The organism is Paraburkholderia sp. DD10, from assembly GCF_049177125.1.
In the GTDB taxonomy this organism is placed as follows: Bacteria; Pseudomonadota; Gammaproteobacteria; order Burkholderiales; family Burkholderiaceae; genus Paraburkholderia; species Paraburkholderia terricola.
In genome coordinates this window covers 479,689-503,114 of sequence record NZ_CP185392.1, presented here as the reverse complement: position 1 = coordinate 503,114, position 23,426 = coordinate 479,689, and the positions used below count along the sequence as shown (strand labels likewise).

The following is a 23,426-nucleotide window of genomic DNA, read 5'->3' as shown; positions in this document are numbered from 1 at the left end:
CCGGCGACACGATTCGCCGGGGCCGAGGTGTGTCCATAACGACAACAGGGGGAGCGTATGACATACGGAACGGAGGTTCTGAACGAGCCTGCGGGCCTCGCGGTGCGCCGCATGGCGATGAGCGGCTACGACCGCAAGCCGTCGGCCTCGGCGAGCGAGGCGGCGGTCACGGCGCGAGCCGTCGACACGCCTGACATCAGCTACTTCGACGAAGCGGAACTGCTGGGCACGATCCGCCGCGACGAACTGGGCGGCGAAACCCATATCGCCGCCAACCTCGGCGCCGCCCGCAATACCGACGAGCGGATGCGCCTCGTGCGCGGCATGCTGCGCCTCGTCGGCTTCAGCGAACTCGGCTATCTGACGGTGAAGCTCGACGCGCAGGGCCGCCCGGAGCGTCTTTATTTTCCGCGCAGCTATCTGTCGGCGAATCTCGCGCCGCACTATTTCGAAGCCGGCTATCACCGTCATGATCCGCGCTTCGCCGCCGCGCTGGCAGGCAGCGCGCCGCACGTCTGGGACCGGCGGCGGCTCGTCGAAGCGTGGCGCCGCGCGGGCTCACCGCCGGGCATGCGCGCGATGTTCGACGAGATGCGCGACGGCGGCATCGGCAGCGGCCTGATCTTCGGCCTGCCGATTCCGCACACGCGGCTGCGCTCGATCATCAGTTTCGCCGCGCCGAGCGAGCAGGCGGGATGGATCACCGACAGCGTCGTGGTGCAGTCGTTGACGTTGGGCCTGTCGGTGCATCAGCGCTTTTCGGCGTATGTGCGCGCGATCAACCGGCGCGAATCGGCAGCCGAATTATCGGCGCCGCAGATGCGCATTCTCGGCTTCCTGGCGGCCGGCCTGTCCGACAAGGAAATCGCGTTGCGCATGCATATCACCGCGCACAACGTCGACTACCATCTGCGGCGGCTGCGCCAGAAATGCGGCGTGACCAACCGCACGCAACTGGCTTTTCTGGCGGGGCAGATGCCGACCTCGTGACGTCAGCGCGCTCGTGCGGCGCGTGAGGAGGCCATGCAGCACGATCGCGCACGGACGTTCGCGTTCATCCATTCAAGCGCAAACGTCCCGCCAGATACGCCAGCTCCGAGCGATGGCGAACGCCATACGTTTTGCGCAGCAGCCGCAAGTGATAGTCGACGTTATGCACGCTCGTATGCAGCCGCAACGCGATCTGCTTGTCCGACAGACCGGACGCCACGCACAGCAGAATCTCCCGCTGCCTCTCCGACACCGTCGCCGCCACGGACTGCCGCGCGATCGTGCGCCGGTACGCGGCCGCAAGCTGATGCAGCGATAAACCGAGCCCAAGCGTCTGCGCGAGGATGCTGCTGTCGATCCACTTGTTCCTCGGGTTCATCGACGTGAAACTGACGATCACCTGGAAACCGCTCGATGGAACCGGCAGGCCGAGCATGATGCCCGAGCGCATGCCGTCGGCGTCCATCTCCTGCAGGAAGCGGTTCGCGCGCGGATCGCGGCCGCGGCTCCTGCACGCCTTGTTCAGTTGCGACAGGTCCCACACGACCGGCGGCGCATGCGCACGGCCGATCGCGAGGCGAGGATCGACTTCGAAATAACGTTCGTGGAAGTAATTGCCGCGAAACTGCGCCGGCACCAGGCCCTCCACCATGAACGCGCGCGCCACCCGCTCGTTGACGACCTGCAGCGTCACATAAGCGACCGTATTGAAGCCGATGATCCGCAGCAAGCCCGCGAAAAGCCGCATGCGCTCCGCCGGCGTGGCCGCCGACGCCAGTTCCCGGATCAGATGCGATTGCGCGTCCGGGCGGCGCGCGGTGGAATCCGCCGCGAGATCGCGATCCGTATGCCAGATCAATTCCGGCGGCGCGTCGGCGGTCTGCGCGGCTCCCGCCGCGGCGGGTTGCCCGCCGGCCTGGCGGCGCTCCATGTCGATCAACGGTACCGAAAAGCCATGCATTGGACTGCTCCGGTGAACGTGAGAGTAAAGCGGTAAGCGATCCGTCCTCGTCACACTATCCCAGCCTGTCTTCGTGAATTGAAAGTAACATCGTCGGACTTCAGGGAGCGTTTCGAGTGAACCATGTTTGATACCGTGCTTCTGCAATCCTTCGTGACCGTCGTTCAGGAAGGCGGCTTCACGCGCGCGGCGAACCGTTTGCATCTGACCCAATCCGCGATCAGCGCGCACTTGCGGCGGCTCGAGGAACAGGCCGGAAAAAGCCTGCTGTTTCGCACCACGCGTTCCGTCACGCTGACATCGGACGGCGAATTGCTGATGGGCTACGCGCGCGCCATCCTCGCGCTCAATCAGGACGCGCTCACGCAACTGACCCGCGTGTCGCCCCGAGGTCCGATGCGCATCGGGCTCTCCGAGGACATCGTCAGCGCCGCGTTGATGCAGGCGCTGCAGCGATTCGCCGCCAGCCGCCCCGGCCTGACGGTCGACGTCAGAGTCGGCATTCCCGCGCATCTGCTGCAAATCATGGACGAAGGCGAACTCGATCTCGTGATCGGCGGCCGCTGCCACGACGCGCGCCCCGGCCGCCTGCTGTGGCGCGAACCGCTCGTCTGGGCGTTCGCCGAAGGCGCGGCGCTCGACCCTGCGCTGCCGGTGCCGCTGGCACTCTTTCCCGAGCCCTGCCCCTATCGCGAAGCGGCGCTCACCGCGCTCGCGCAAGCCGGCGTAAGCTGCCGCATCGCGATGGTCTGCCCGAGCAGCGCGGGGCTGCGCGCCGCGGCACTGGCCGGCTTCGCCGTGATGCCGGCCGTGCGCGGCCAGTTGGGAGGCGGACTCCAGACGCTCGCCGGCGAGCCGCGGCTGCCGGCGCTGCCGAAGGTGGAATTCACCGTGTTCGCCGCGCCCCATGCCGCGCCCGCCACCGTCGATGAAATCTGCAACGCGGTGCTGCCTACTCCTGGCGATCCGAACTAACGCAAGTTCGCCCCGACAGCACGCGAGCGCAAGCTGCCAGCATGCCGCGTCAAAAATCGCGCGCCAACGTGCGCGCGGCGCCGAGCGCCGCGGCGCGGTCGGGCTCGCCGTCCGCCCCGAAAAGCGTCTTCTCCACCACGATCGGCTGCACGTCCGTCACGCCGACGAATTTCAGCCACATCTCCATGTACGGCCGTTGCAGGTCGTACTCACGCGCCGGCGTGAACGACCCCGGCGACGCGTAATCCAGGCCGCGCGCGTAAACAACCGCCGCCTTCTTGCCGGCCAGCTTGCCGCTAAAGCCCGCGCCGTCGAACGTGAACAGCACGTCTTTCTGCGAGATCACGTCGATCAGTTGCTTGAGGCGGTACGGTATGCCGAAATTCCACAGCGGCACGCCGAACAGCAGTTTGTCGGCCTCGTGAAACGGCGCCGCGAGCGCTTCGATTTGCCGCCACGCCGACGCCTGCTGCGGCGTCAATGCGTCGCCACGCAGACCGGCGTACTTGGCCGCCAGCGCGTCGCCGTCGAACTCGGGCAGCGTGAGCGCCCAGATGTCCAGCGTCTCGATCGCGTCGCCGGGATGCGCGGCTCGGTACGCGTCGAGAAACGCATTGCACACTTCAATGGATGCCGAATGCTGCTTGCGCGGCGAGCATTCGATGTACAGCAGCTTGGCCATGACGTTACGCTCCGCTCCTGGGATGAAAGAAGACACCGAGGTCGGGACGACGACGTCGCCCGATGCGTAGAGGGTATGGCCGGAGCGCGGGACGGACAAACGAAGAAAACCGGCCCGATTAAGTGGCTTTGGTGATGAATGGCGCCCAACCCGCCGGGGAGAAGCGTCTCCGAAACGCATCATCTGAACATCTTTGCGACGGAATTAAAACTACGGATCTTCGCTGAAACAGGCGATTGAAACGACGCGCGGCGGGAGAGCGCCCGTCAGGCGGGACCGGACGGCCGCCGGACCCTGCATCTGAAGGCGCGAGGGGGAAGCGCTCAGGAAGCGGCTGCAAAGCGCCGCGCCATTGCACCGCGGGCGCCAGGCTCCGCACCGGAACCCGCGCGGGCCAAGCGTTCACGTCGTCAAGGCGTGGCGGCGGCTCGTCCCACAGGCTCGGCAAAACGCACGCCGGGGGTGGCGCGCAGCACGGCGATCTGCTTCGACGTATCGGCATTGGCCTGCATCGACGCGAGCGAATAGACGCCGGCTTCGCTCGGCCCCGCGACGATCTGCAATTGCAACTGAGCCAGAACGGACTGCAGCCGACCGATCGGCATGGCCGGATCGACCACGAGCCGCACGGTCGGCGCCGCGCTCGTGTCCTCGGCCTGCGACAGCGTGCGATATTGCGAAGGGGGCAGCCGGCTGAACCATTGCCCGCCCAACACGGCCAGCGCGCCGGCCTGGAGCAGCACTGCGGCGGCGAGCCCATACGACAACACCGCGAGGCGCCCGCGCGAGGCCCAGCCGGCCAGTTTCGCCGACGGCGCGGGCGAGTGTTGACCGGCATCGTCGAAACGCTGCCAGAAATGCGCAAGACCGCGCTCGGCGGCACTGTCGGCGGCCGCGTCCGTCGACTGTTCCTCCGTCGACATCGCGATGTAAACCTTGCGCTGAAATTCCCACTCGGCCCGGCACCGCGCGCACTCCCGCAGATGCGCCTCGACGGCACGGCGCTGGTGTTCCGACGCGCTGCCGTTGAGCACCCAGGGAATCAACTCCCATGCGTGCCGATGCACAGCGTCCCTATCGACCGGAGGATTCACTTGTCGCTCCTCCTGAAACCGGCCCGCGCCGGCCGGCGGTCGAGCGGTTTTCCCGCGCCGCGCGCGGCGGCTAAAACGCGGCTCTGGTTGACTCCCTGGCTCGGCATGCGGCTGTCCTCGAACGTCCTGATCCCAATGTTTGGACGTAAGTGCCCGCCGCCGCCCCTAAAGTTGCGGCGCGGCAAAAATAAAACGGTGCGGATCGCGGAACGCATCCTTGCCGGAGCGCCACATCGACATCGACGCGCGGCGCGGCGCGTCGTGCTTGCGGTTCGGCTGGATGCGCGGGGGTTCGGTCCCCGTGGCGCGGATGCCAGTGATGCGATGGGACAATCGAGGTTTGCGCTGCCGCGGCGCATCGGCGCCAGGCCGTTGATGAACCTCGCATTGCAGCGCGGCGAACGGGGCTTCTCGCGGGCACGCAAGCTGCGCGGCGCGGCCAACCGATGTATCGTTACGTCGATTGTCGGCTGTCGCGTCGACTGCGAGCCGAGCCCGTTACATATGATGAATTGCTGAATACTCTTCGATACATGAAACCTTTGAAGCGCTCGTCCCGTGCCGGCGAACCGCGCGACGTCGACGGCGATGCGCCCCGGCTCGCACTCACTTATCCGCCGGAGCAGTTTGCCGCGTTGCTCGAAAAACACTTCGAGCAGATTCGCGGCTACTGCGCGCAACTCGACCTGTGTCTGTCCGAACACCGCTATGCGGATGCGCTGTCGATCGCTCGCCAACTCACGGGCACGGCGCAATGCCTCGGAACATCGGGCGACGACATCGCCGTGTTGCGCGAATACGAACGCGCGCTCGAACGCCAGGAGGCCGACGCCGTCGAGCGGGCCGGCGGCGAGGCGCAAATCGTCGCCTTCCGTCTGTGCGTCGCCATCAAGGAAGCGCTCGCGGAGCGGTCGGCGAAACGCGACCGCTCCGACTGACGCATCGTTTCACGCACGCGCGCTTCGGCGCGTGCGCCTTATATCGGCCGACGCGCCGGATCGAAGCACGGCGGCCGGCAGCAACGCTTCCACGAATGAACACGCATGCCCGCGGGTCAGCCCGAATAGAGCTCGCTCGCGCGCACTCGTTGCACTTGCCGCCGCGCGCCGCCAAAGACATGCTCGACGATTTCCGGCGAATAGCGATAGTTCCACCTCAGTTCGACGCCGGGCTCGATATCTCTTCGAGCGAAGAACGCGCGGATCGAAAAGTGCCGGCCGCAGCGTGACGACGCATCGAACGTCTGCGCCTCCATGTTGTAGCCGTCGTCATCGGCCTGGGCAACCGGCACGCCCTCGGCGTCGTAGGCGAGAGACGTGTTCGCCATCGCCAGAATGTTCTCGCCGTCGATGAAAGCGACGCTATCGCCCGAATTCGCGCTGAGCACGAACGACTCCTCGACGCAGGAAAAAAACATCGCCGCGCTCATGAGGCGTCCGCCGTAGACCCCGAGACATTCGCCCGCGCGAATCGCCCGCACCGCGAACGCGCCGCGCTCGCCGATCAGCGCATGCTCGCGCGCATCGCGCAAGTCAGCGGGGCTGATCGTGCGACAGTGCATTGCGTTCGCATAGGCTTCGGCGCGCACGCGATCAGGCAGAGCCGGATCGATATAGGGCTGCACCGCGGCGAGACGCGAGTCCGCCGTCGCATCCGTCGTGCCCTGCTTCGAGCGCAGCGCGACGATGTGAACCGGGTTCGCCAACTCATCGCGATACGGATAGCGCGCGTCGATTTGCGGCGAGTACGGCAGACGCGCAATCGCGTGGTCGCGTTTGAACGCTTCGAAGGCTTCGCGCAGCGACTGCAGGGCTTGGCCCGCGGCGAGCGTGTCGCCGGCCAGCGACGCGTCGATTTGCGCCTTCAACGCGGGCACGATGTCGAAGATGGCTTCGTGCCGCGCCGCCAGTCCCGAAACGCGCGCCGCCTCGGCAATGCGCTCGCGAATCGTGTCGACAAGCGCTTGCGCGCGCGGTTGGATTATTGCTGTCATCGGACCTCGCCTTGCCGTATCCGGCTGGAATCGCTTCTATGAATAGCGCGACGTTAGCCAGTTCGACCCTTGTCCGCGCGACACGGCGGCGAAACGGCTGCGCCGGCAGCGAAGTCGTCACGACGCTTCGTTTGCGGCGCCACGGCGTCGCCGCGCGCGCGGGCGGCGCGGGCCGCGCGGGTCTACGCTCCGATATCCGCGCGAGCCGCAAACCGGCCGCTCATCACATCGCGAATGCGCGCATCCGCGGCACAAGGAGCATCCGATGCCCGATCGAATCACTTCCTCGCCCAGCATTTCGACCGTCGATAGACCGGACACGGCGCCGGCTCAGGACCACGCCGCCGCGCGAGGCAATCGGCCTTCGCGCGCCTTGAGCGCCGGCTTGCAGGAGGGGCCCGGAAGCGCGGCTTCGTTGCAGCGGCGAACGCAGGGTGCGCCCGCGCCGCGCACGTTGCGGCGCACGCTGTCGCATAGCGACATCACGAATCGCGTCGCCGCCTTCTCGCGCCGCTTTCAGGCGGATCAGGAAACGCCGCCCGCCGCGCGGTTCAGCGTCGCGCGCGCGCGTGAGGCAGAAGAGCGGCCGGCGCCGCCAACGCAGAGGGATGCAGCGGTGGAGCACCCGGCAACGGCAACGGCGTCGTCGACCGGCAACGCGAGCAATCCGCCAAGCGCAACCAGCGCGACCACAACGGAGACCACGGCGACCACTCCTGCCGCGCCCGGCCAAACCACCGCCGGCTCGCATGAGGCTCAAAGCGGCCACGACGCTCCCGCCTACCCGTATCCGGTGCCGTATTTCGGTCCGCATCTCGGGCCGAGCTATGCGTCTTACGCGTCCTATGCGTACGCGCCGCACATGCAACCGTGGGCGGCGCCGTACCACGCGCCCTATCATTCGAACTGGAACTGGACGGCCCAGCATACGCATCCCGCAACGGCGTCCGCGTTCTCGCCGCACGGATACGCGGCCTACACGCAACCGCAGCACTGGCAACCGCAGCCGACCTGGGGCATGCCCTCCTATCACAGCCGGGTAGTCGGCGCGAACAGCCGGTTCGGCTTCAGCTACGGCTCCGGCGACGGTCCCGTCGGCAAGCAGATGCACATCGGCTTCCATTTCAACGGGCGCTTTCGCACGTTGAGCTTCGGGCTCTATCCGAGCGCGACGCGGCCGTTCTTCGTCTCGACGCAAAGCGGCCGCATGAACGCGATGCCGCCTGCCTGGCCCTCGGCGGCTCCGTGGCACACGCCGCCCGCGTATCACTACGGTCCCGCCGCGCATGCCCATCATGCGGCTTACGCTCCAAGCGGAGCGTCGTCGGCGGCCTCGAACCAGCGCGTTGAAGGCGAACCGGCGCAAGTCGCCGGTCACACCGCCGGTACACATGCGGCGCGCCCTTGGCACACGGTGCTCGGTGTGCCACAAGATCAAGCGACGGTCGAGTTCGTGACGCGGCGCTATTTCAGCAAGAAGCGTGTGCTGAACCCGGAGACGGCCAGCGGCAAGATCGCACTCCTCGAACTCCGTGCGGCCTACGAAAGCGCAATGGAAGCGCTCGCCATTCGCGCGTCGTTGGAAGAGACGCCGCGAGCGAATGTAGGCTGAAGCTCACCGCGTCTTTCATCGTTGCAGGGCTCAAGACGAGAAAACGCGCCCCGCGGGGCGCGTTTCTCATCGACGCCGGCCGACGCGCGAGCGCCGGTCAGCCAGGCAACGCTCAGTGCACCGCGGCGTCCAGCGGACGCCCGTTGTGATCGACACCCGCGTTCGTATACGCTTCATCGCGCGCGGCGCGCAAGGCCTCGGGATCGATATGCGGACCGTCGTTGACGCGGCCGTCGCCCGACGAACGCAAGCCCTTTTCCACGAAGTCGCGAGTCAGCACGTGCTGTTCGAAAGCCCGCACCTTCGGACGCGCCTCCGTGAGCACGCGATCGTAGTTGCCCGTCTTCACCGCGACACGCGCTTCCGGCGTCAATTTGTCGAGCAGCGGCTTATACATGTTGCCGGTTTCCGCCCAGGTGTCCTTGACCTGCGGATTGAGCGCGTCCGAGCCGAACAGGAAACGATCCGGAAACTCGTTGATGAGCGCCGCCCACGCATGCACGGATTCGTGATCCGGCACTTCGGTGCCGTCGGGCTGCGTCTTCATGACGATCTGACGGGCCACGCGCGACCACGAAATGTCGATGTGGATGTGGCTCATCTGCGGATCGGAGAGGATCGTGCGCAGGTTGTTCGCGTGGTCGATCGGCTTGCGCACGAAGCGTCCGATACCGCCGCAATGCGCCCAGATCAGCGTGGTCTTGCTGGTCTCCGGCGACGCGAAAAGCTTCTTGAGATCGTTCAGATACTGCGGCTGGCCGATGCCGTTGGCTCGCTGGTTCTCCGTCGAATCGACGTCGCAATGCAGCACCACCGGCATGCCGATCACGCCGGCCGTCGCCACCAGTTGCTTGAACGACTGCACGTTGTTGGTCAGGTTGGCCTGCCGCGATCCCTCGTATTGCTGCTGCACCAGTTCCTTGTGGATCGTCACCTCGCCCACGCCGGTGAACATGCCGGGATGCGTCGCGAGCTTGAGCAGCAGCGCTTGCGGGCTCAGCGGCGAACCGAGGTGCAGGCCGGTCACCATCGGGTCGAGGCGGTCGCGTTCGGCATGCGAGAGCTGCGCGATCTGCATGAACAACGCGGTGTCGGCGTCCACCTGCTGGTTCAGCATCAAGTGCGCGCCCTGCGTGATTTCCTTCTCGACCTCGGGCGTCAATTCATGCGGCTGAATGTTGGTGTGCTTCTGCTGCACGTAGTACGACTCGGCGGGAATCTTGTTGTGGTTCGGCGCGTGCGTGTGCTCGTCATGGCTGCCGCACGGCATCACGTCCGTCGGGATCGGCGACATCACGCTGCGGTGGATGCCGACCTCGTCCATCATCTTCAGCATCTCGCGCGGCACCATGCCCTGCTGCACGTAGTTCGTCGGGTGGAAGTGCGAATCGGACATCCAGTCGCCGGTCGCGTTGCGGCTCGCGTGCGCATTCTCCAGCGGATGCTGCGCGAGGGTGTCGACGGTGGCGGTCAGCATGGCGGACAGCTCGGGCGTGCCGCGCAGCGCCTGCGAAACCGCGCGCTTCTGCCCCGCCGCGCCGGGCCCCGCGGGAGACACGTCGAAGCCCCGCACCGACACGCTGTTGTCGTCGAAAAAGCGTGTGTGAGCGCGCAGCAGCTTGTCCGCGCCGGCCCGCACCGGCGGATTGGCGGTCTCGCCGCCGCCGGTGGCGGCGCGTTTGGGCGCCGACGGCTGCGGGCTGCCGGTGCCGCCCAGCGACGTGGCGCCGCGCTTGCGCGACGTGCCGCCGCGGCGCGCGGCGGGTTGGCCGGCGCCGGACGAGCCGGCCTCCGAGGTGTGATCGGTCGCCGGCGTATGAGCCGAATTGATGCGAGTCATGTCTTTCTCCAAGAGAGTTTCGGGGTGGCGCGCGAAAGCATGCTAGGCGTCACCCGGTGCTCTCCTTCGCAGCGGCAGCGAAACATGGCATCCCTTAACGAAAACCTCGCGAAACCTCGCGCAACCCCGCGAAACCCGAAGAAACGCCGACGCAACCCGGCGCCACTTCGAGGAAACCCGTGCAGACTCATCGATATCCGGCCCTTCGACACCTCACGCTTTCGAGCGCAGCAGTTCACGCTGCGCGAGCACGCTTGCCGAAGCGACGCCGCCGATCGGCGTAATCACGCCCGGTGTGCTGTGCACGCGTCCCGCCACTTCGTTGACCGCGATCCGCTCCGGCAGCCACGACGCGCGCTCGCGCAACATGGCGTCGAGCGGACGCGACCAGTCCTCGCCCTTGCCGCCCGCCCCTTGCGCGGCGGCATCGTGCATGCGTTCGAGCGCGCGATAGACGTCGCCGCGCCGCGCGTACTCCGGCTTCAGGCGACGCCGCACGAGGAACGTGTGATTCGAGCGCTGATGGCTCTGCAGCATCGCGAGGTCGGCGTTCATCTTGACGACCGCCGTCGGATAGTCGCAGTTGTGATTGTTCCGGTACATCTCGATCCATTCTTCGCGCGAACTGTTGACCGCCGCGACAAAGGCGTTGAACGACGCGAACTGCTGGTCCGCGTAGCAGCCGCGATTGAGCAGCCGCCCCTCGCGCTCCGGCAGCATCACGCGCGCGGCAACGAGCCGCTCCGGCAACGCGCCGCCGATGCCGAGCGGCGACGCGCCCGGCAACCCGCCCGTCAGATCGCCCTTGTGCCACGCCGGGCCGACGCCGACCGTGCCCTGCGTGGAGACGCGCACGCTCGATGTCACGGTGCGGCGGTCGTAGCGGAGCGAACCGGTTGCCTCGTTGACGGCCGTGTCGTTGCGGCTGTTCAGGTCCACGGTCACCGTGCCGTCGAGCCCTAAGGTGCCGCGTCCCTTCGACTGCGGACCGGACACCGACGCGCCGCCCGTCGCCTGAATGCCCTGGCGCGACGCCTTGGTCTTACCGTCCTGCCAGCCGATCGAAATATCGGTGCGATCGCCGATGCGCGCCGCGAGACGCTCGAACAGCGAGGTTTCGGCGCCCTTCTCGCGCACCGGTTCGCGCGCTTCCTCGAACAGGAAGTCGACCATGTCGAGCACGGTTTCGGTGGTGCGCGGATCGTCGTACTTCATCGCGACCCAGTCGAGGTTCTCGTCGGTCAGACGCTCGCGCGCGACGCGGATCATCACGCCGCGCGGCTCGCGCAACTCGCGATCGACCGGCGCGATGCGCAGCGAGCCGCCCAGGCGCAAGCCGCAGAGCCAGTCGAGACGCCTGGCGTAGCCGATGCGCGCGCCCACCTTGAGTTGCGAGCGCTTGATATGTTCGGTGCCGATGAAGATATCGAAGCCGACGTTATTGCGCTGCAGGGTCACGAGAGCGCGGCGGCCGCGGTAATGCCCAACCGTGAGTTCGCCTCCGAACGGCAAGTGGTGATGCAGCCCCTTGGTGGCCGAGACCGACAGACCGCGCGTGCTGAAGCCGTAACGCGCGCCGTCCGCGAAGGCGACCTGGGTCGATTGCTGCAGATCGTTGATCAACTGACGCAGCACGGTTCTGACTTCCGCGCGGCCCAATTTCTCGGGCTTGAGCGCCTTGGCCTCGCCGACCTTCTCGGCTTGCGCGAACGCGGTTTTCACGTCTTGCCAGCGATGGACCTGAAAGCGCTTCGCGCAGTCGCGCAACGCGCCGAGGTCGAGCAGCAAGGGCGCGTCGTCGCGTTGCGCGACGCTCGGCACCGGCTCGCGATTTTCCAGCGCGGCCCTGGTGGCTTCGTCCAGTTCGAGATCGCCGATGTGCGCCGCGGGCCGCGCGGCAATCGCCTCCAGCGCCGCCGCCGCGGCTTCGCGCGCGCGCGCCTCGGGACCGTCCGGCGCGCCGGTCGCGAGACGCGGGTTGCGCAGCGAGGCGGCGAGGGTCGCGCTGGCCGCCTTGAGCGCGCCGGCGTAACGGCTCGCCTCTTTCGTGTACGACGCGAGCGCCGCGCTCGACGTGCCGAGCATCATGCTGCGCAACGCGGACTTCTTCATGCCCCACATGCGCTGAAAAAACCAGTTGGCCTTGTCGAGCCGCAACATCCCGCGCGTCACGAAACGATTCAGCCGCGTTTGCGCCTGCTTCAGCGGACTGCCCGGCGCGTCGCTGCGAAACGCCTGGCGCCACGCGAACAGCGCCGCGGCGTCGCGCGGCGTGCTCGAACCCGACAGCGCACGCAGCACGCGCGGAGCGAGGTTGCCTTTGTCGTCGACCGTGGCGTGCGCGGCGGCGAGCGCCGCATCGAGGTCGGCGGGCGGCTCGGGCAACGCCTGCCATGCTTGCAGCACCGCGAGCGCGGCCGCATTGTCGGCGCCCGATGCGCCGCTTTGAGTGAGGTTCTTCAGTAGGTCGAAGCCCAGGTGGGTGTTCGCGAGCGAGCGGGCAATGCGCCACGCGTCCGCGTGCGCCTGATTGACCGGCGCGTGAGACGAAGTGGGATCGAGCGTATCGGCCACGCGGACGTTGCCGTGGTCTTGCGTGATTTCGCTTGCGTCTTCCGACGTGATTTCCTCGGCGGATGCGTCGGCTGCATAGCTCAGCGGGAGAGGGTTGCCATTCCGCGGTGACTGAGGGGGCGTCGTCGTGGCCGAGGCGTGCTCGGCGTTCGGGTCGAACGCCGCGGCCCGCTGCGCGATCTCCTGGATGCTCACTACTTCGGGCAACGCCTGCAATGCCGCCGCCGCGCGCGCGGGTTCGTTCGAGCCGAGCGCGGAGAGCACGGCGTAGCCGAGCATCAGCGAAGGCGCGAATCGGTGCGTGCCTTCGGTTGCGGATGGATCGGCTGGCTCGATGGCGTCGCCCGTGGCGGCGTGGACGGACCCCGTTGACTGCGCCGCCTGAGCCAGCAATGCGGATAGGGTGGCGACTGGATCGGCTGGTGCGGGAGGGCGGTTGGCGTTGTTGTTCTGGTTGACGTTGTTGGTGTCGTGAACGTTATCGCTAACGTGTAGCTCGTCGCTACCGTTGGCGTTGTTGCTGCCGTTGACGTCATCGCTTCCGTGTACGTTATCGTCCCCGTGTATGTCATCGCTTCCGTGTACGTCGTTGCTCCCGTGTACGTTATCGCTTCCGTGTACGTCATCGCTTCCGTGTACGTCGTCGCCCCCGTGTACGTCGTCGCCCCCGTGTACGTCATCGTCCCCGTGTACGTCATCGCTTCCGTGTAAGTCATCATCCCCGTGAACGTCGTTGCTCCCGTGAATGTCGTCACCCCCGTCGACTTCACTCCCCTCGTTAACATCACCCTCCTCGCGCACCCCGCTTGCCGTCCCCGCCCCGCTGCCGCGCGCCGCGCTGAAATACTCCCGCACCCAGCTATCCAGCCCCTCCCGATGATTCAGCCAATGCTCGAGTTCGGCCGCATCGCGCGGGCGTCGATTTGCGTGCGCGGCGTCGACGTTCGCCGACTTGTCCGCGCGCTTCGCCGTGAACTTGCCGATGGTCTTGGCCAGCATGCGCTGCGCCTTCGACGCGCGCCGCTGGGCGGACGCGCTCGTACCCGGCGCCGGGCCCGTCTTGCTCGCCTCGCCCCACGCGCCGGACGGATCGAGCGGACTAGCCGGTTTCTGCGGCGCGATCCGCACGGCGTGTGCCGGAAAGGAGCGGCCGAACCTGTTCGCGCGCACGAACGGCATGCGCCACTCGGTCTCCACGAGCGCGCGGCGATCCGTCGGCACCTTGGGTGACGCGTAGGGCGGACGGCTCAATCCAAGCAGGCTCTTGAAGCGCTCGCGCGTGGCCGAGAAGCCGGCCTTGATGCCCGCGCGCGCGCCGCCCGACGACGACGGTGGCGGCGCGCCCGCTCCCGTCGATCCAACGGGACTCGCGGTCGGCACCACTGTGGTCGACGTGTGCGGCGTGCCGCGCAGCACCGCGGTCGTATTCCTCACGAAGCTCCTGAAGTCCATCGTCGTTCCTCCTCCAATCTCGCCGATTATCGGGACCGTATATGTCACGCCCGGCCCAGCGGCGAAACCATATCGACCGCAACGAAACTTCCGGTTTTTCGGCCGCGCCAGCGCATCGCGCGTGATTTCGCCAGCACGCACGGCATTTCGCAGCGGCCGGCCCAAGGTCGATGCTTCACGCCGCTACCCTGTCGATACCCCGGCGCCCTTGCTTCGACCTTGCATTCCTGCGAGCCGCCGCGAGACTCGCGCAAGCCGCGGCCGCCTGCGTGCAACGTCCACTCTTCAACACGACGCCCATGAACCCTCCTAACGTATCCAGTTCGAACCGCGCGCACTCGACCGTCGCCACCGACGAAGTCAGCGTCGACACCGCGCCGAACGCCACCTCTCCCGCACGACCGGAGCCGACGCGGCCCGCCACGAGCCGGCGCAACGATAGTTTCTGGGCGAACATGAAACGCAAGCTCGCGCCGCGGCCCGTCACGATCTCGAACTCGCTGCTCGGCAGCATCACGCGCACGCGGCCCACGCCCGCGCGCGCGCGCGTCGGGGTGACGCCGGATCAGCGGCATCAGCCCGATCCGAATGCGACGCCGCCCTCGGCCGTCGCGAAGCACAAGCACAACGCCGCCCTCGCGCTGGCCGGCGCGACGAAGGGCGCGCCGGTCGCGAATATCGTCGGCATGGGCGGCGCGGAAGCCACTGCGGCCCAACTGTTCAATCCCGCTGGACCGGCAGCGCAACGCCAGCTCCCGCAGGACATCGCCGGCTATTTGCGGCAGCATCTCGGCGCACCTGATGACGCCGATGCAGGGGCGCAACTCGAAGCGTCAGCCCGGCAGGAACTGGTGCTGCGCCGTCTGCATCAGGCGTTCGGCGCGAACGCCGAGCCCGCGCGCGCGGCGCTCCAGGATCTCACCGGCGCCGAGTCGCTGCTGGAAGTGCAAGGCGGAGCGTTCGAACTGGCGCGCCGGCTCGCCGCGTCATCGCTCGGCTACGGCGCGTTGAGTGAACTGCGCGGCGGCATCGCGACGGATGCGGACCCGGTCGCGCGAGCGGTGCGCGACGACGCGACCAAACTGTCGCTGCGCGCGGCCAACGCGTTGATCGCCGCGCTGCCCGAAGGCCATCCGCCTCCCAGCAACATGGACGACGTGGTGCGCCTCGCTCTCGCCGCGCTCCCCGAGCACGAGCGTCCGACGGGCATCACGGGCGTCCCCGCGCCATTGCGGATGAACGGCGACGTGAGCGTGCCGGCGAAGGCGCTGATCGCGGCGCTGCAACTCGCCGAGGACCCCGCCGCCGAACCGCAGGGACACCTGAAGTCCGCCTATTTCACCTGGCGCTGCGGCTTCACCCACGAGGGACCCGGCACGCCGCTCGCGCGCACCCAGCACCGCCTGATGAAGCTGTCGCGCTACGCGCGGCGCGCGAGCCAGCCGGGCATGCTCGCCAATCTGAGGCGCATGTTCGGCTTCAACAAGTCGCCGATGTCCGCACTTGCGCTCGGCACCGGCGGCGCGAGCCTGCGCCATCCCGAGGACGATTTGCAGAAGGCCGACGTGATCTGGCAGTTGGCCGGCGCGCTGGCGGAGCGCGCGCAAACGCGGAGCGCGGGACCGCTCGAGCCGCGCATTGCCGACGCCGTGCAAGCGGCCACGCTGGAAGCCTGGTATCAGCGCGTGGCGCACAAAGGTTGGCGCGATCAGACGAAGGTGCCGAAGCACATGCGGCACGCGATCGCCGCGCGCGCCGCCGCGTTGGCGGGCGTGAGCGAAGGCGAGATCAAGCTCAGTCCGGAATATGCCGCACTGAAATCACGCGCCGGCTCGCGGCTCACGACCGATACGCTGACAGGCTTGATCGACCAGTTGGAATCCAGGCAGCCGCGCGAAGCCATCCCGTCCGGCAGACTGCAAATCGTCCCGGAAGAAATGCTGGACCCAGAGCTGGAAGACATCGCGAACGACCCGCATGAGGCATCCGGCCCGGGCGGCCAGATCGCCGCCTCGCGGGAGAGCGCGGCCTCGACGGCCGCCAGGCTGAAAACCGCGCTGACGCAACTCAAGACGCTCGAACGAAACGGCGAGGCGTCGCCCGACACGTCCACGCCGCAAACCGTGCTCGATAACTTCAAGCGCGTGATCACCGAACCGCGCATGACCTACGACGTGCGTCTGTCGGACGGCGGCCAGTTCGGCATCAACACCGGCGTGGCCGAACTGCTCAACTTGCCGGGCGCGAGCAAGCTGCCGTTCGTGCTCGCCGGGCCCGACGTCAAGGTCATCCACGGCCGCCACGCGATGATCAACGGCGGTTCGTCGGCGAATCACGGGCAACTGTTCGTCGGCAGCGATCGACGCTGGGCGTCGCATGCGGGCGTGAGCGCGGCAGGCGGCGTCAATCTGTTTCACAAGAGCTTCCAGGTGATCGGTTCGGCGCAAGTCCTGCCGGCCGTGTTCGACATGTCGCAGCCGAAGGGCGTGATGGTGCGCGCGCGGCTTCAGCCGACCGGCACGTTGCCGGCCGGGCAGCAGCCCGCGGGCGAGCCCGACCCGTGGCGCGCGAAGATGCTCGGCGTGATCGACGCGGCAACCGCGAGCGGATCGAACCACGGTCTGCCGCGCGACGCGGGGTCGATGTGGGACGCCATTGCTCACTCGTTCTACAAGGACCCGGACGTGTCGGTGAACTGGCTCGACTCCAAGGCGCAATCGCTTTCGACGACGGTCAGCGCGTCAACCGGTGCCCGTTACGAACACGATGGATACAAGATCGGCCCGTCGCTGCAGGCGGGCGGCACGAAGACCTGGTTCACGCGCACGCGCCGCCAGGAAACCGGTCCCTTGAAAGCCGAGTTCGCGGGCAACAGTAGCTCGCGGATGGCGGCTGCATCGGCGACGCTCGTCGCCGGCCTCGCGCCGCAAGGCAATTTCTCCGACGAGACCGGCCATGTGAAATCGGTCGTGCTGCCCAATGTCTCGATCGTCGGCTTCGGCACCACGGTGCTGCAATCGGAAACCGGCTCGACATGGCGAATCGCCGAGGAAGACGGTCACATCGACGCATCGCTCAGCTATCGCGACACCACCTTCACGAGCATGAAGGAGTTCAAGCGCTATGTGGACAGCCGCCGCGCCTCCTGGGACGACACGTACAACAGGCAGCCCGCGGGCGCCGCGCAACCCGAGCCGATCGACGAGTATCTCGCGCGCGCCGAGCACGACGCCGACCGCGGCAATCAGCTCTTTGCGGAGCGTGTCTGGCTCAAGCCCGACGCCGCGCGCAAGATCAACGTGCTGCGCGAATTGCGCGACGCGGTGGTTCAGCCTGGCGCCAGGCCGGACGCGCGCGAGGCTGCGGAAATCAACACGCGCAATGCGCAGATCGCCACGCTGCTCGAGGCGGACGACAGTTGGGATAACCGCTTCCTGTACACGCTCGAAACGAACGGCACGTCGCGCACGCTCGGACCGAGTTTCCTCGCGACGCTGCAACGCGTCACCGAGGTCTCCCATCCGCGTCAGTTGAGCGTGCTGCGCGCGGAGCGGCCGGTCGCGCCGCCGGAGCCCGAGGGTTCCTGAACGTTCCTGAACGTTCCTGATCGTTGATCGGTTGCCGGTTCACCGGTCATGGCGGCGCCGCGCGTTTCGCGCGGCGCCGCATCGTCTCTCCCCCCGTGGGCTCCTCTGCCCTGCGACGCCATCCCCGCCAATTCGCCGCCAATTCGCCGCCACGCTTGGTGTTTCGTTTACCGAAACAGCCCGACCCATCGAGTCTCTTACGCTTGGTTACGGGACGGTTGCCATGCTGCGACCGTCGCGCGGCCACCAGGATTTCATACGCGCAGCGTGCTCAAGCCGCTGCGCTTCTCTCATCGTCTACTGTAAGAGGCTATTCATGAGCAAGGTTACCAACGACTCGGGCAACAGTGCCATTCAGGCCGATATCCAGCAACTGGAGTCGGATCTGCAAGGCGGCGGCAAGCTCAGCAACAACGATATCGAGAAGCTGCTCGAACTGATTCTCGCGATCATCGAACAGAAGCTGGGCGGCAGCTCGCAGAGCGGCAACACGTCCACGGGCGGCGGCGATAACTCGACGCAAGATCCGGGCTCCACACAGGATCCGGGCTCGACGCAAGATCCGGGCTCGACCCAGGACCCGAGTTCGACGCAGGATACGTCGGGCGATAACACCGTCGATTCCAGCAACAATTCGAACGACGTGCAAAGCCAGATCATGTCGCTGTTGCAGCAGATCCTGAAGATGCTGCAACAGTCGTCGCAAAACGGCCAGGGGCTCGACAAGCAGACCGGACAGATCGTCGATGATCTGCTCAAGCTGCTGCAACAGATCGAAGGCGCGCAAGGCGGCAACCAGGCCGGCGGCGGCGGCGACCCGAGCAAGGGCGGCGGCGACCAGACCTCGCAGATCCAGCAGTTGCTGTCCGAAGTGATCCAGTTGTTGCAACAGCTTCAGGGGTCGTCGCAAACCGACGGTTCGAACAGCGGCGACACCGATCCGAACAGCACGAATGATCCGAGCACCGATCCGAACAGCACGAATGATCCGAGCACCGATCCGAGCAACACCAGCACGAACGGCACGGACGGCTCGAACAACAACACGAACGGCACGACCGATCCGAGCACGCTCACCAACGAGTTGCTCAAGCTGCTGTCGCAATTGCTGCCGCTGCTCACCAAGGCGATGAACGAGCAAACGTCGAAGACCTGAAGCACCTTCATCCACTTCGTCGCGCGGCCTCGCCACGACGCCAGCTAAACGGCCCCGCTCGCGTGGGCCGCGCGCATTGAGGAGCAAACAATGAGTATATTTTCAAAGATCAAGCATGCGTTCCAGCATCTTGGCCACGATATCGAGAAGGCTGCGAAGGCAGTCGTGCACGGCGTCGAGCATGTGGCCCACTCGCTGGAGAACGACCTCAAGAAGGTGTTCCAGGATGCACTGGCAATGACCGAGGCGTTGATGCAGGGCAATCTGAAGCTGGCGATGCAGGACCTGCTGAAGACGGCCGAGGATGTCGGCAAGACGGCGACGGACGCGGCCACCGCGAGCGCGGAGGCCACGCTCGAGGGTTTGCAGGGACTGCATCTCGGCAAGGGTTTCGACAAGGTGTTGAATAGCGTCGAAAAGGAAGTCGAGACCGTCAAGAGCGATGTCAACAAGGGCCTCGATGCCGCGGCGGAGGACCTGGTGTCGTCCGTCGAAGGTGTCGTGTCGGGTTCCGTGAGCGCATTGAAGGATCTCGCGCATGGCGACCTCCACGGGATGATGAACGACCTCGCGAAGGTCGGCGAGGATGCGATCCAGGTCGCCGCCGACCTGACGCCCGAAGGGCTGGGGGCGACTGTCGTGGCCTCGACGCTCGCCGCGGCGCATATCGGCAACGCCCAGCTCGATGAAACCATCGCGGCCGCCATGCATGGCGGCGTCGGCAAGGTCGTCAAGTCGGTCACCGAACTGGAAGTGGGCCAGGGCGCGCAGAAAGTCGGCGAGAAGCTGATGAGCAGCGGCGGCGACCCCACCACGGCAGCCACCACGGGCGGCGACGTGCTGGCGCTTGCCTCGATGGTGCCTGGCGGCACCGGCCGGCGCGGTGGACGTCGCGGCTCGGAAGGCTCGCATGAAACCCGTTCGGCGGAAGGTGAAACACCGAAGAACGGCGGGGCCGACGGGCACGAGCGCGACGGGAAGACCGAAACCAAGACCGACTCCAAGGAAAAAACGGACGACTCGAAGGAGAAGGAAAAGGACGAGAAGACTCAGCAGGCGGGACCGCCGCCGAACACGCTCGATACGCTGTTGCTCAGTTATCTCGCCGACAACCATCGGCGTATTGCCTGACGATAGATAGATAGGGGTTTTTCAGGTCGTAGTAAGAATGCGGCCCGCACATTGTGCGGGCCGCATTCGTTTGGGAAAACGGAAGGCATATTTCGCGGTATTTACGCGACTGCCGGTTCTACTACCGGTTATGTGATGCTCTCCGACAGGAGAAGCAGGAGCGCCTGATTGTTTATGAAAATCGGTGAAGTCAAAGTAGTTCATTGCAACGGTTTTGATCGGCCGCAGCGCGAATCTCACGTTCCCGCCGCACGCAATTGATGACGAGCAAGGCATCCACGGCATTTGCGCAACACGAGACAAAACCAATGAAATATTTCCTGTACATCATCGCCTCGGTCGTCATGCAAGCCTTCTCATACGGCTACGTATCCAGAACAATGGACAGACCGTCGAACCTGCTATTCGTCATCCTCGCGTTTCTCTCCTGCACGGTCTTTTACTTCTTGCTGGCAAGGAAACAAAAACAGAACATCAAGAAAAAAGACATCGCACCATTGGCGTTATTGAACATAGGGACAGCCGTTGCGTTCGTTGCCTTCTACGCCTCTATTTCCCTCACCCAGGCTTCGGTAGCGAGTCTGGTCGAGGCTGCCGTTGGCCCGCTGTGGATCGTGATCTTTTCACGATCTTTGCGGAACGGCAGCGGTCAGTGGCGAGAATTGGCAGTGGCGACGATCGTCCTGGCGTGCGCGGTTTTTTCCGCAACAACGACTATGCAGACGTACACGATTGCAGACGGTCTCGGACTCGCGCTTGCGCTCATGGCGGGCGGCGGTGCGGCACTGGTAGCGATCTGGTCGCGGAAAGCCGACGCGTTGGGCATTTCGCCTCAAATCATCCTCGCACACCGATTTCACGGCACCTATCTCGTCGCATTGGCTTTGCTCATGTTCCATGGCGGCGTGCATATCGATGCAAGCCATCTCGCGCGCGATTTTCTGATCGCCTGCTTCGGCGTCGTTGGTCCCATGTATCTCCTGCAATTGGGCATGCAGCGCTGCGAACCGATTGCGACAATGCTATGCCTCAGCGTCGTTCCTCTCGCCACCTATGGATTCGAGCTTGCATTGGGCGGAGCATTCCACTGGAGCACGCTCCTGTTCCTCTCCTTGGGCGTGACCTGTTCCAGCACCTATCTGATCTTCAAAGGTTCGTTCGAGCGGCGCAATGCAAAGCAAGCGTTAGGGGCCAGCCCAAACTGACCGGCACAACCTTGGCCGGCCCGCCGTACTCAGGCGAGCCCCCACAATCCCACGCGTCTCGCCGACCGCATCGACTCAATGCTTGTCGTCCGAAGCCGTGCTGACGTTGCCGCCCGCACCGCCCGCACCGCCCATTCGCCGCGGCGGCAACCCGACGAGTTGCGCGACACGAGCCGCACCAGACTGACCAGGAAGATTCATCGCACCCGAGGGCGGCGGCGGTGGCGGCGCAAAGCCCGCCCCATCCCCGTTACCGCCAGGCACGCCATCCGCACCACCCGGCGCCCCGTTCGCAGGCCCGCCCGCCGCCGCCGACAACACCCGCGGCGTCAACAGAAACAGCCGCTGAAACCGCTGTCCCTGATGCTTGCGATAGCGGAACAAGCCGCCTATCAACGGAATCTTCGAAAGCCCAGGCACCGCCGTTTCGGTGTGATCGTCCTGATCCACCGAATAGCCCGCGATCAGCAGACTGTCGCCCTCGTTGATCAGCGCCTGCGTGTCGATCGTGCTGTTGCTCACGACCGGCAACTGCCCGACTTGCTGGTCGGTGAGCTTGCCGTCCTCGATATGCACGTCCATGCGAATCTGCTCGCCATTGCCCGCGCTCACGATCGACGGCAGCACGCGCAGCGACACGCCCGCTGAAACGCTATACAGGTCCGCCGACTGATACCCGGACACCTGCACATAGAAAGTCTGCTTGTTGTCCATCAACGCCTCGACATTGTCGAGCGTCTCGACTTTCGGGCTCGCCGTGATGCGCGCCTGGTCGGTCTGCTGCATCGCGCTGATGCGAGTCAGCAGATAGCGTCCCGCGCCGCCGACCACGGCGGTCAGCACACCGCCCGCCGGCGTCGCCAGCACGCCCGCGGTGGCCGCGTCGAGCGGGTTGCCAAAGCCCTGCGGATTGAGCGAACCGGGGTTGCTGGTCTGCGATTGCTGGCCATTGCCGGTCTGAATGTCGACGTGCCCGGAATGCAGCCGCCAGTCGACGCCGAGTTCCTGCAACGCGTTGTCCGTGATCTCGATGATGCTGGCGTCGATTTCGAGAATGCCCGGCCGCGTGTCGAGCGATTCGATGAGCGTGCCGAACGCGGCCATGTTCTCCGCGCGGTCGCGCACCAGGATCGAATTGCTGCGCGAATCCGCCTCGATGGTCGGCGCGCCGCGCGCAGCGGAACTCTGCCTCGCGCGGCCCGCCGTGGACAGCGCCGTGCCGTTGTTGTCGCGCGCCGAGGCGGGCTCCATGCCGGCATCCGCGATATTCCCGGCAGGCGGCGGCACCGCGCCGTCGCCCGAGCCCGCATACGACTGCGCCGCGCCGAGGCCGGGCAGCGTCGGCAACGGCGGCAGGTGCGAGCCCCCTTGCGTTCGCGTCGCGCCGGTCGTCATGCCGTCGTCCTGCATCTCGCGCACGCTCGGCACGCGGTAGGCGTCGCGCCGCGCCGGCGGCGGATCGCCGCCCGCGTCGCCGTTGGCGGGCACCCCCTGGCCATACAGCGTGCGCAGCAACGACGCGACGCCTCGCACGGTCACGCCGCGGCCGTTGATGGTGATGGTCCGGTCGGTCGCCCATGCGTAGTGCAGCGGAAAGCGTTGCACGACCACCTTCGCGCCGGACACCGATTTGTGATCGATCAGATGCGCGACATCGGTCACCAGTTCGACGAAGCGCGGCGGCCCGGACACCACCGCCGTGCCGGACACGCTGTCATAGCGCACCGGAAAGCGCGGATCGTCGATCTGCAAGCGCCCGAGCGCGCGCCGCAAGTCCTCGGTGCCCGCGTGGGTCAGACCGAGCGTCGCGCTGCGGGCTTCGTTGGCGCCGTAGATGCGCAGCACGGAGCCGTCGTAATACCAGAGCACGCCGAACGACTCGGCCATCTGATCGAGAAAGCGCTGCGGCGCGGCGTTGAACCGGCCCGACACGCTGCCTTCGACATGCGGCGAGATCCACGTCATCACATGCTGGCTCGCGCCGAAATCGCGCAGCACGTCCTTCAGGTCTTTATGGTCCGCGACGTATTCGAAGCGTGTGCCCTGCCACGCGACACGTTCTGCATGAGCCGGCAACGACGCAGCCAGCGCGCCGGCTGCGACGAGGGCCGCGCACAGCGTGCGCACACGGAGAGCCGCGCCGCGACGGGCGGAAACGATAGCTTTCATGGCGG

The 23,426-nt window shown here is 66.4% G+C and carries 16 protein-coding genes; 9 read left to right on the top strand and 7 right to left on the bottom strand.

The features are described from left to right. Nucleotides 1-57 precede the first annotated feature (57 nt). Complete coding sequence (locus ACOCG7_RS02340) at nt 58-990, top strand: autoinducer binding domain-containing protein (RefSeq protein WP_421376675.1); 933 nt, start codon at nt 58-60, stop codon at nt 988-990. Nucleotides 991-1,054: 64 nt separating this feature from the next. Here ACOCG7_RS02340 and ACOCG7_RS02335 read toward each other — a convergent pair whose 3' ends face one another. Then, complete coding sequence (locus tag ACOCG7_RS02335) at nt 1,055-1,951, bottom strand: helix-turn-helix transcriptional regulator (RefSeq protein WP_161553715.1); 897 nt, start codon at nt 1,949-1,951, stop codon at nt 1,055-1,057. 123 nt (nt 1,952-2,074) lie between these two features. On the opposite strand from ACOCG7_RS02335, the gene ACOCG7_RS02330 reads away from it, so the two are divergent. Continuing rightward, nucleotides 2,075-2,926 (top strand): LysR substrate-binding domain-containing protein, encoded by an 852-nt coding sequence (locus tag ACOCG7_RS02330; protein ID WP_421376673.1) that lies wholly within the window; start codon nt 2,075-2,077, stop codon nt 2,924-2,926. A 49-nt stretch (nt 2,927-2,975) separates the two neighbouring features. Here the strand turns inward: ACOCG7_RS02330 and ACOCG7_RS02325 are convergent, their stop codons facing one another. Next, the gene (locus ACOCG7_RS02325; RefSeq protein ID WP_073431550.1) at nt 2,976-3,608 is read right to left on the bottom strand and encodes an FMN-dependent NADH-azoreductase; all 633 of its coding nucleotides are present in this window, start codon (nt 3,606-3,608) and stop codon (nt 2,976-2,978) included. 410 nt (nt 3,609-4,018) lie between these two features. Next, entirely contained in the window at nt 4,019-4,702 is a 684-nt protein-coding gene (locus ACOCG7_RS02320) for a zf-HC2 domain-containing protein (protein ID WP_073431551.1), read from the bottom strand. Between ACOCG7_RS02320 and ACOCG7_RS02315 the strand changes: the two genes are divergently transcribed. Continuing rightward, the gene (locus tag ACOCG7_RS02315; RefSeq protein ID WP_143031997.1) at nt 4,703-5,221 is read left to right on the top strand and encodes a hypothetical protein; all 519 of its coding nucleotides are present in this window, start codon (nt 4,703-4,705) and stop codon (nt 5,219-5,221) included. Nucleotides 5,222-5,235: 14 nt separating this feature from the next. Further along, the gene (locus tag ACOCG7_RS02310) at nt 5,236-5,640 is read left to right on the top strand and encodes a hypothetical protein (protein ID WP_073431552.1); all 405 of its coding nucleotides are present in this window, start codon (nt 5,236-5,238) and stop codon (nt 5,638-5,640) included. A 116-nt stretch (nt 5,641-5,756) separates the two neighbouring features. Here the strand turns inward: ACOCG7_RS02310 and ACOCG7_RS02305 are convergent, their stop codons facing one another. Next, on the bottom strand, nt 5,757-6,695 hold the full coding sequence (locus tag ACOCG7_RS02305; RefSeq protein ID WP_073431553.1) for an SET domain-containing protein: 939 nt from the start codon (nt 6,693-6,695) through the stop codon (nt 5,757-5,759). A 265-nt stretch (nt 6,696-6,960) separates the two neighbouring features. Between ACOCG7_RS02305 and ACOCG7_RS02300 the strand changes: the two genes are divergently transcribed. Then, nucleotides 6,961-8,307: a hypothetical protein gene (locus ACOCG7_RS02300; RefSeq protein WP_073431554.1), complete on the top strand. Its 1,347-nt coding sequence runs from the start codon at nt 6,961-6,963 to the stop codon at nt 8,305-8,307. A gap of 112 nt (nt 8,308-8,419) precedes the next feature. Here ACOCG7_RS02300 and ACOCG7_RS02295 read toward each other — a convergent pair whose 3' ends face one another. Then, a complete protein-coding gene (locus tag ACOCG7_RS02295; RefSeq protein WP_083082832.1) occupies nt 8,420-10,147 on the bottom strand; it encodes an amidohydrolase family protein in 1,728 nt (575 codons plus the stop codon). 213 nt (nt 10,148-10,360) lie between these two features. Beyond that, entirely contained in the window at nt 10,361-14,173 is a 3,813-nt protein-coding gene (locus ACOCG7_RS02290) for a hypothetical protein (protein ID WP_421376668.1), read from the bottom strand. Between the two features lie 299 nt (nt 14,174-14,472). Here ACOCG7_RS02290 and ACOCG7_RS02285 point away from each other — a divergent pair, with 299 nt between their 5' ends. The 4 genes from ACOCG7_RS02285 (at nt 14,473) to ACOCG7_RS02270 (ending at nt 21,252) form a co-directional block, all read left to right on the top strand. Then, a complete protein-coding gene (locus tag ACOCG7_RS02285) occupies nt 14,473-17,760 on the top strand; it encodes a hypothetical protein (RefSeq protein ID WP_421376666.1) in 3,288 nt (1,095 codons plus the stop codon). 316 nt (nt 17,761-18,076) lie between these two features. Continuing rightward, nucleotides 18,077-18,916 (top strand): hypothetical protein, encoded by an 840-nt coding sequence (locus ACOCG7_RS02280; protein ID WP_421376664.1) that lies wholly within the window; start codon nt 18,077-18,079, stop codon nt 18,914-18,916. A gap of 90 nt (nt 18,917-19,006) precedes the next feature. Further along, nucleotides 19,007-20,047, top strand: coding sequence for a hypothetical protein (locus ACOCG7_RS02275; protein WP_083082837.1), 1,041 nt, complete (start codon nt 19,007-19,009; stop codon nt 20,045-20,047). A gap of 308 nt (nt 20,048-20,355) precedes the next feature. After that, the gene (locus tag ACOCG7_RS02270; protein WP_161553717.1) at nt 20,356-21,252 is read left to right on the top strand and encodes a DMT family transporter; all 897 of its coding nucleotides are present in this window, start codon (nt 20,356-20,358) and stop codon (nt 21,250-21,252) included. Nucleotides 21,253-21,327: 75 nt separating this feature from the next. On the opposite strand, the gene sctC is transcribed toward ACOCG7_RS02270, so the two are convergent. Beyond that, entirely contained in the window at nt 21,328-23,421 is a 2,094-nt protein-coding gene (gene sctC / locus ACOCG7_RS02265) for a type III secretion system outer membrane ring subunit SctC (protein WP_083082841.1), read from the bottom strand. Nucleotides 23,422-23,426: the final 5 nt, after the last annotated feature.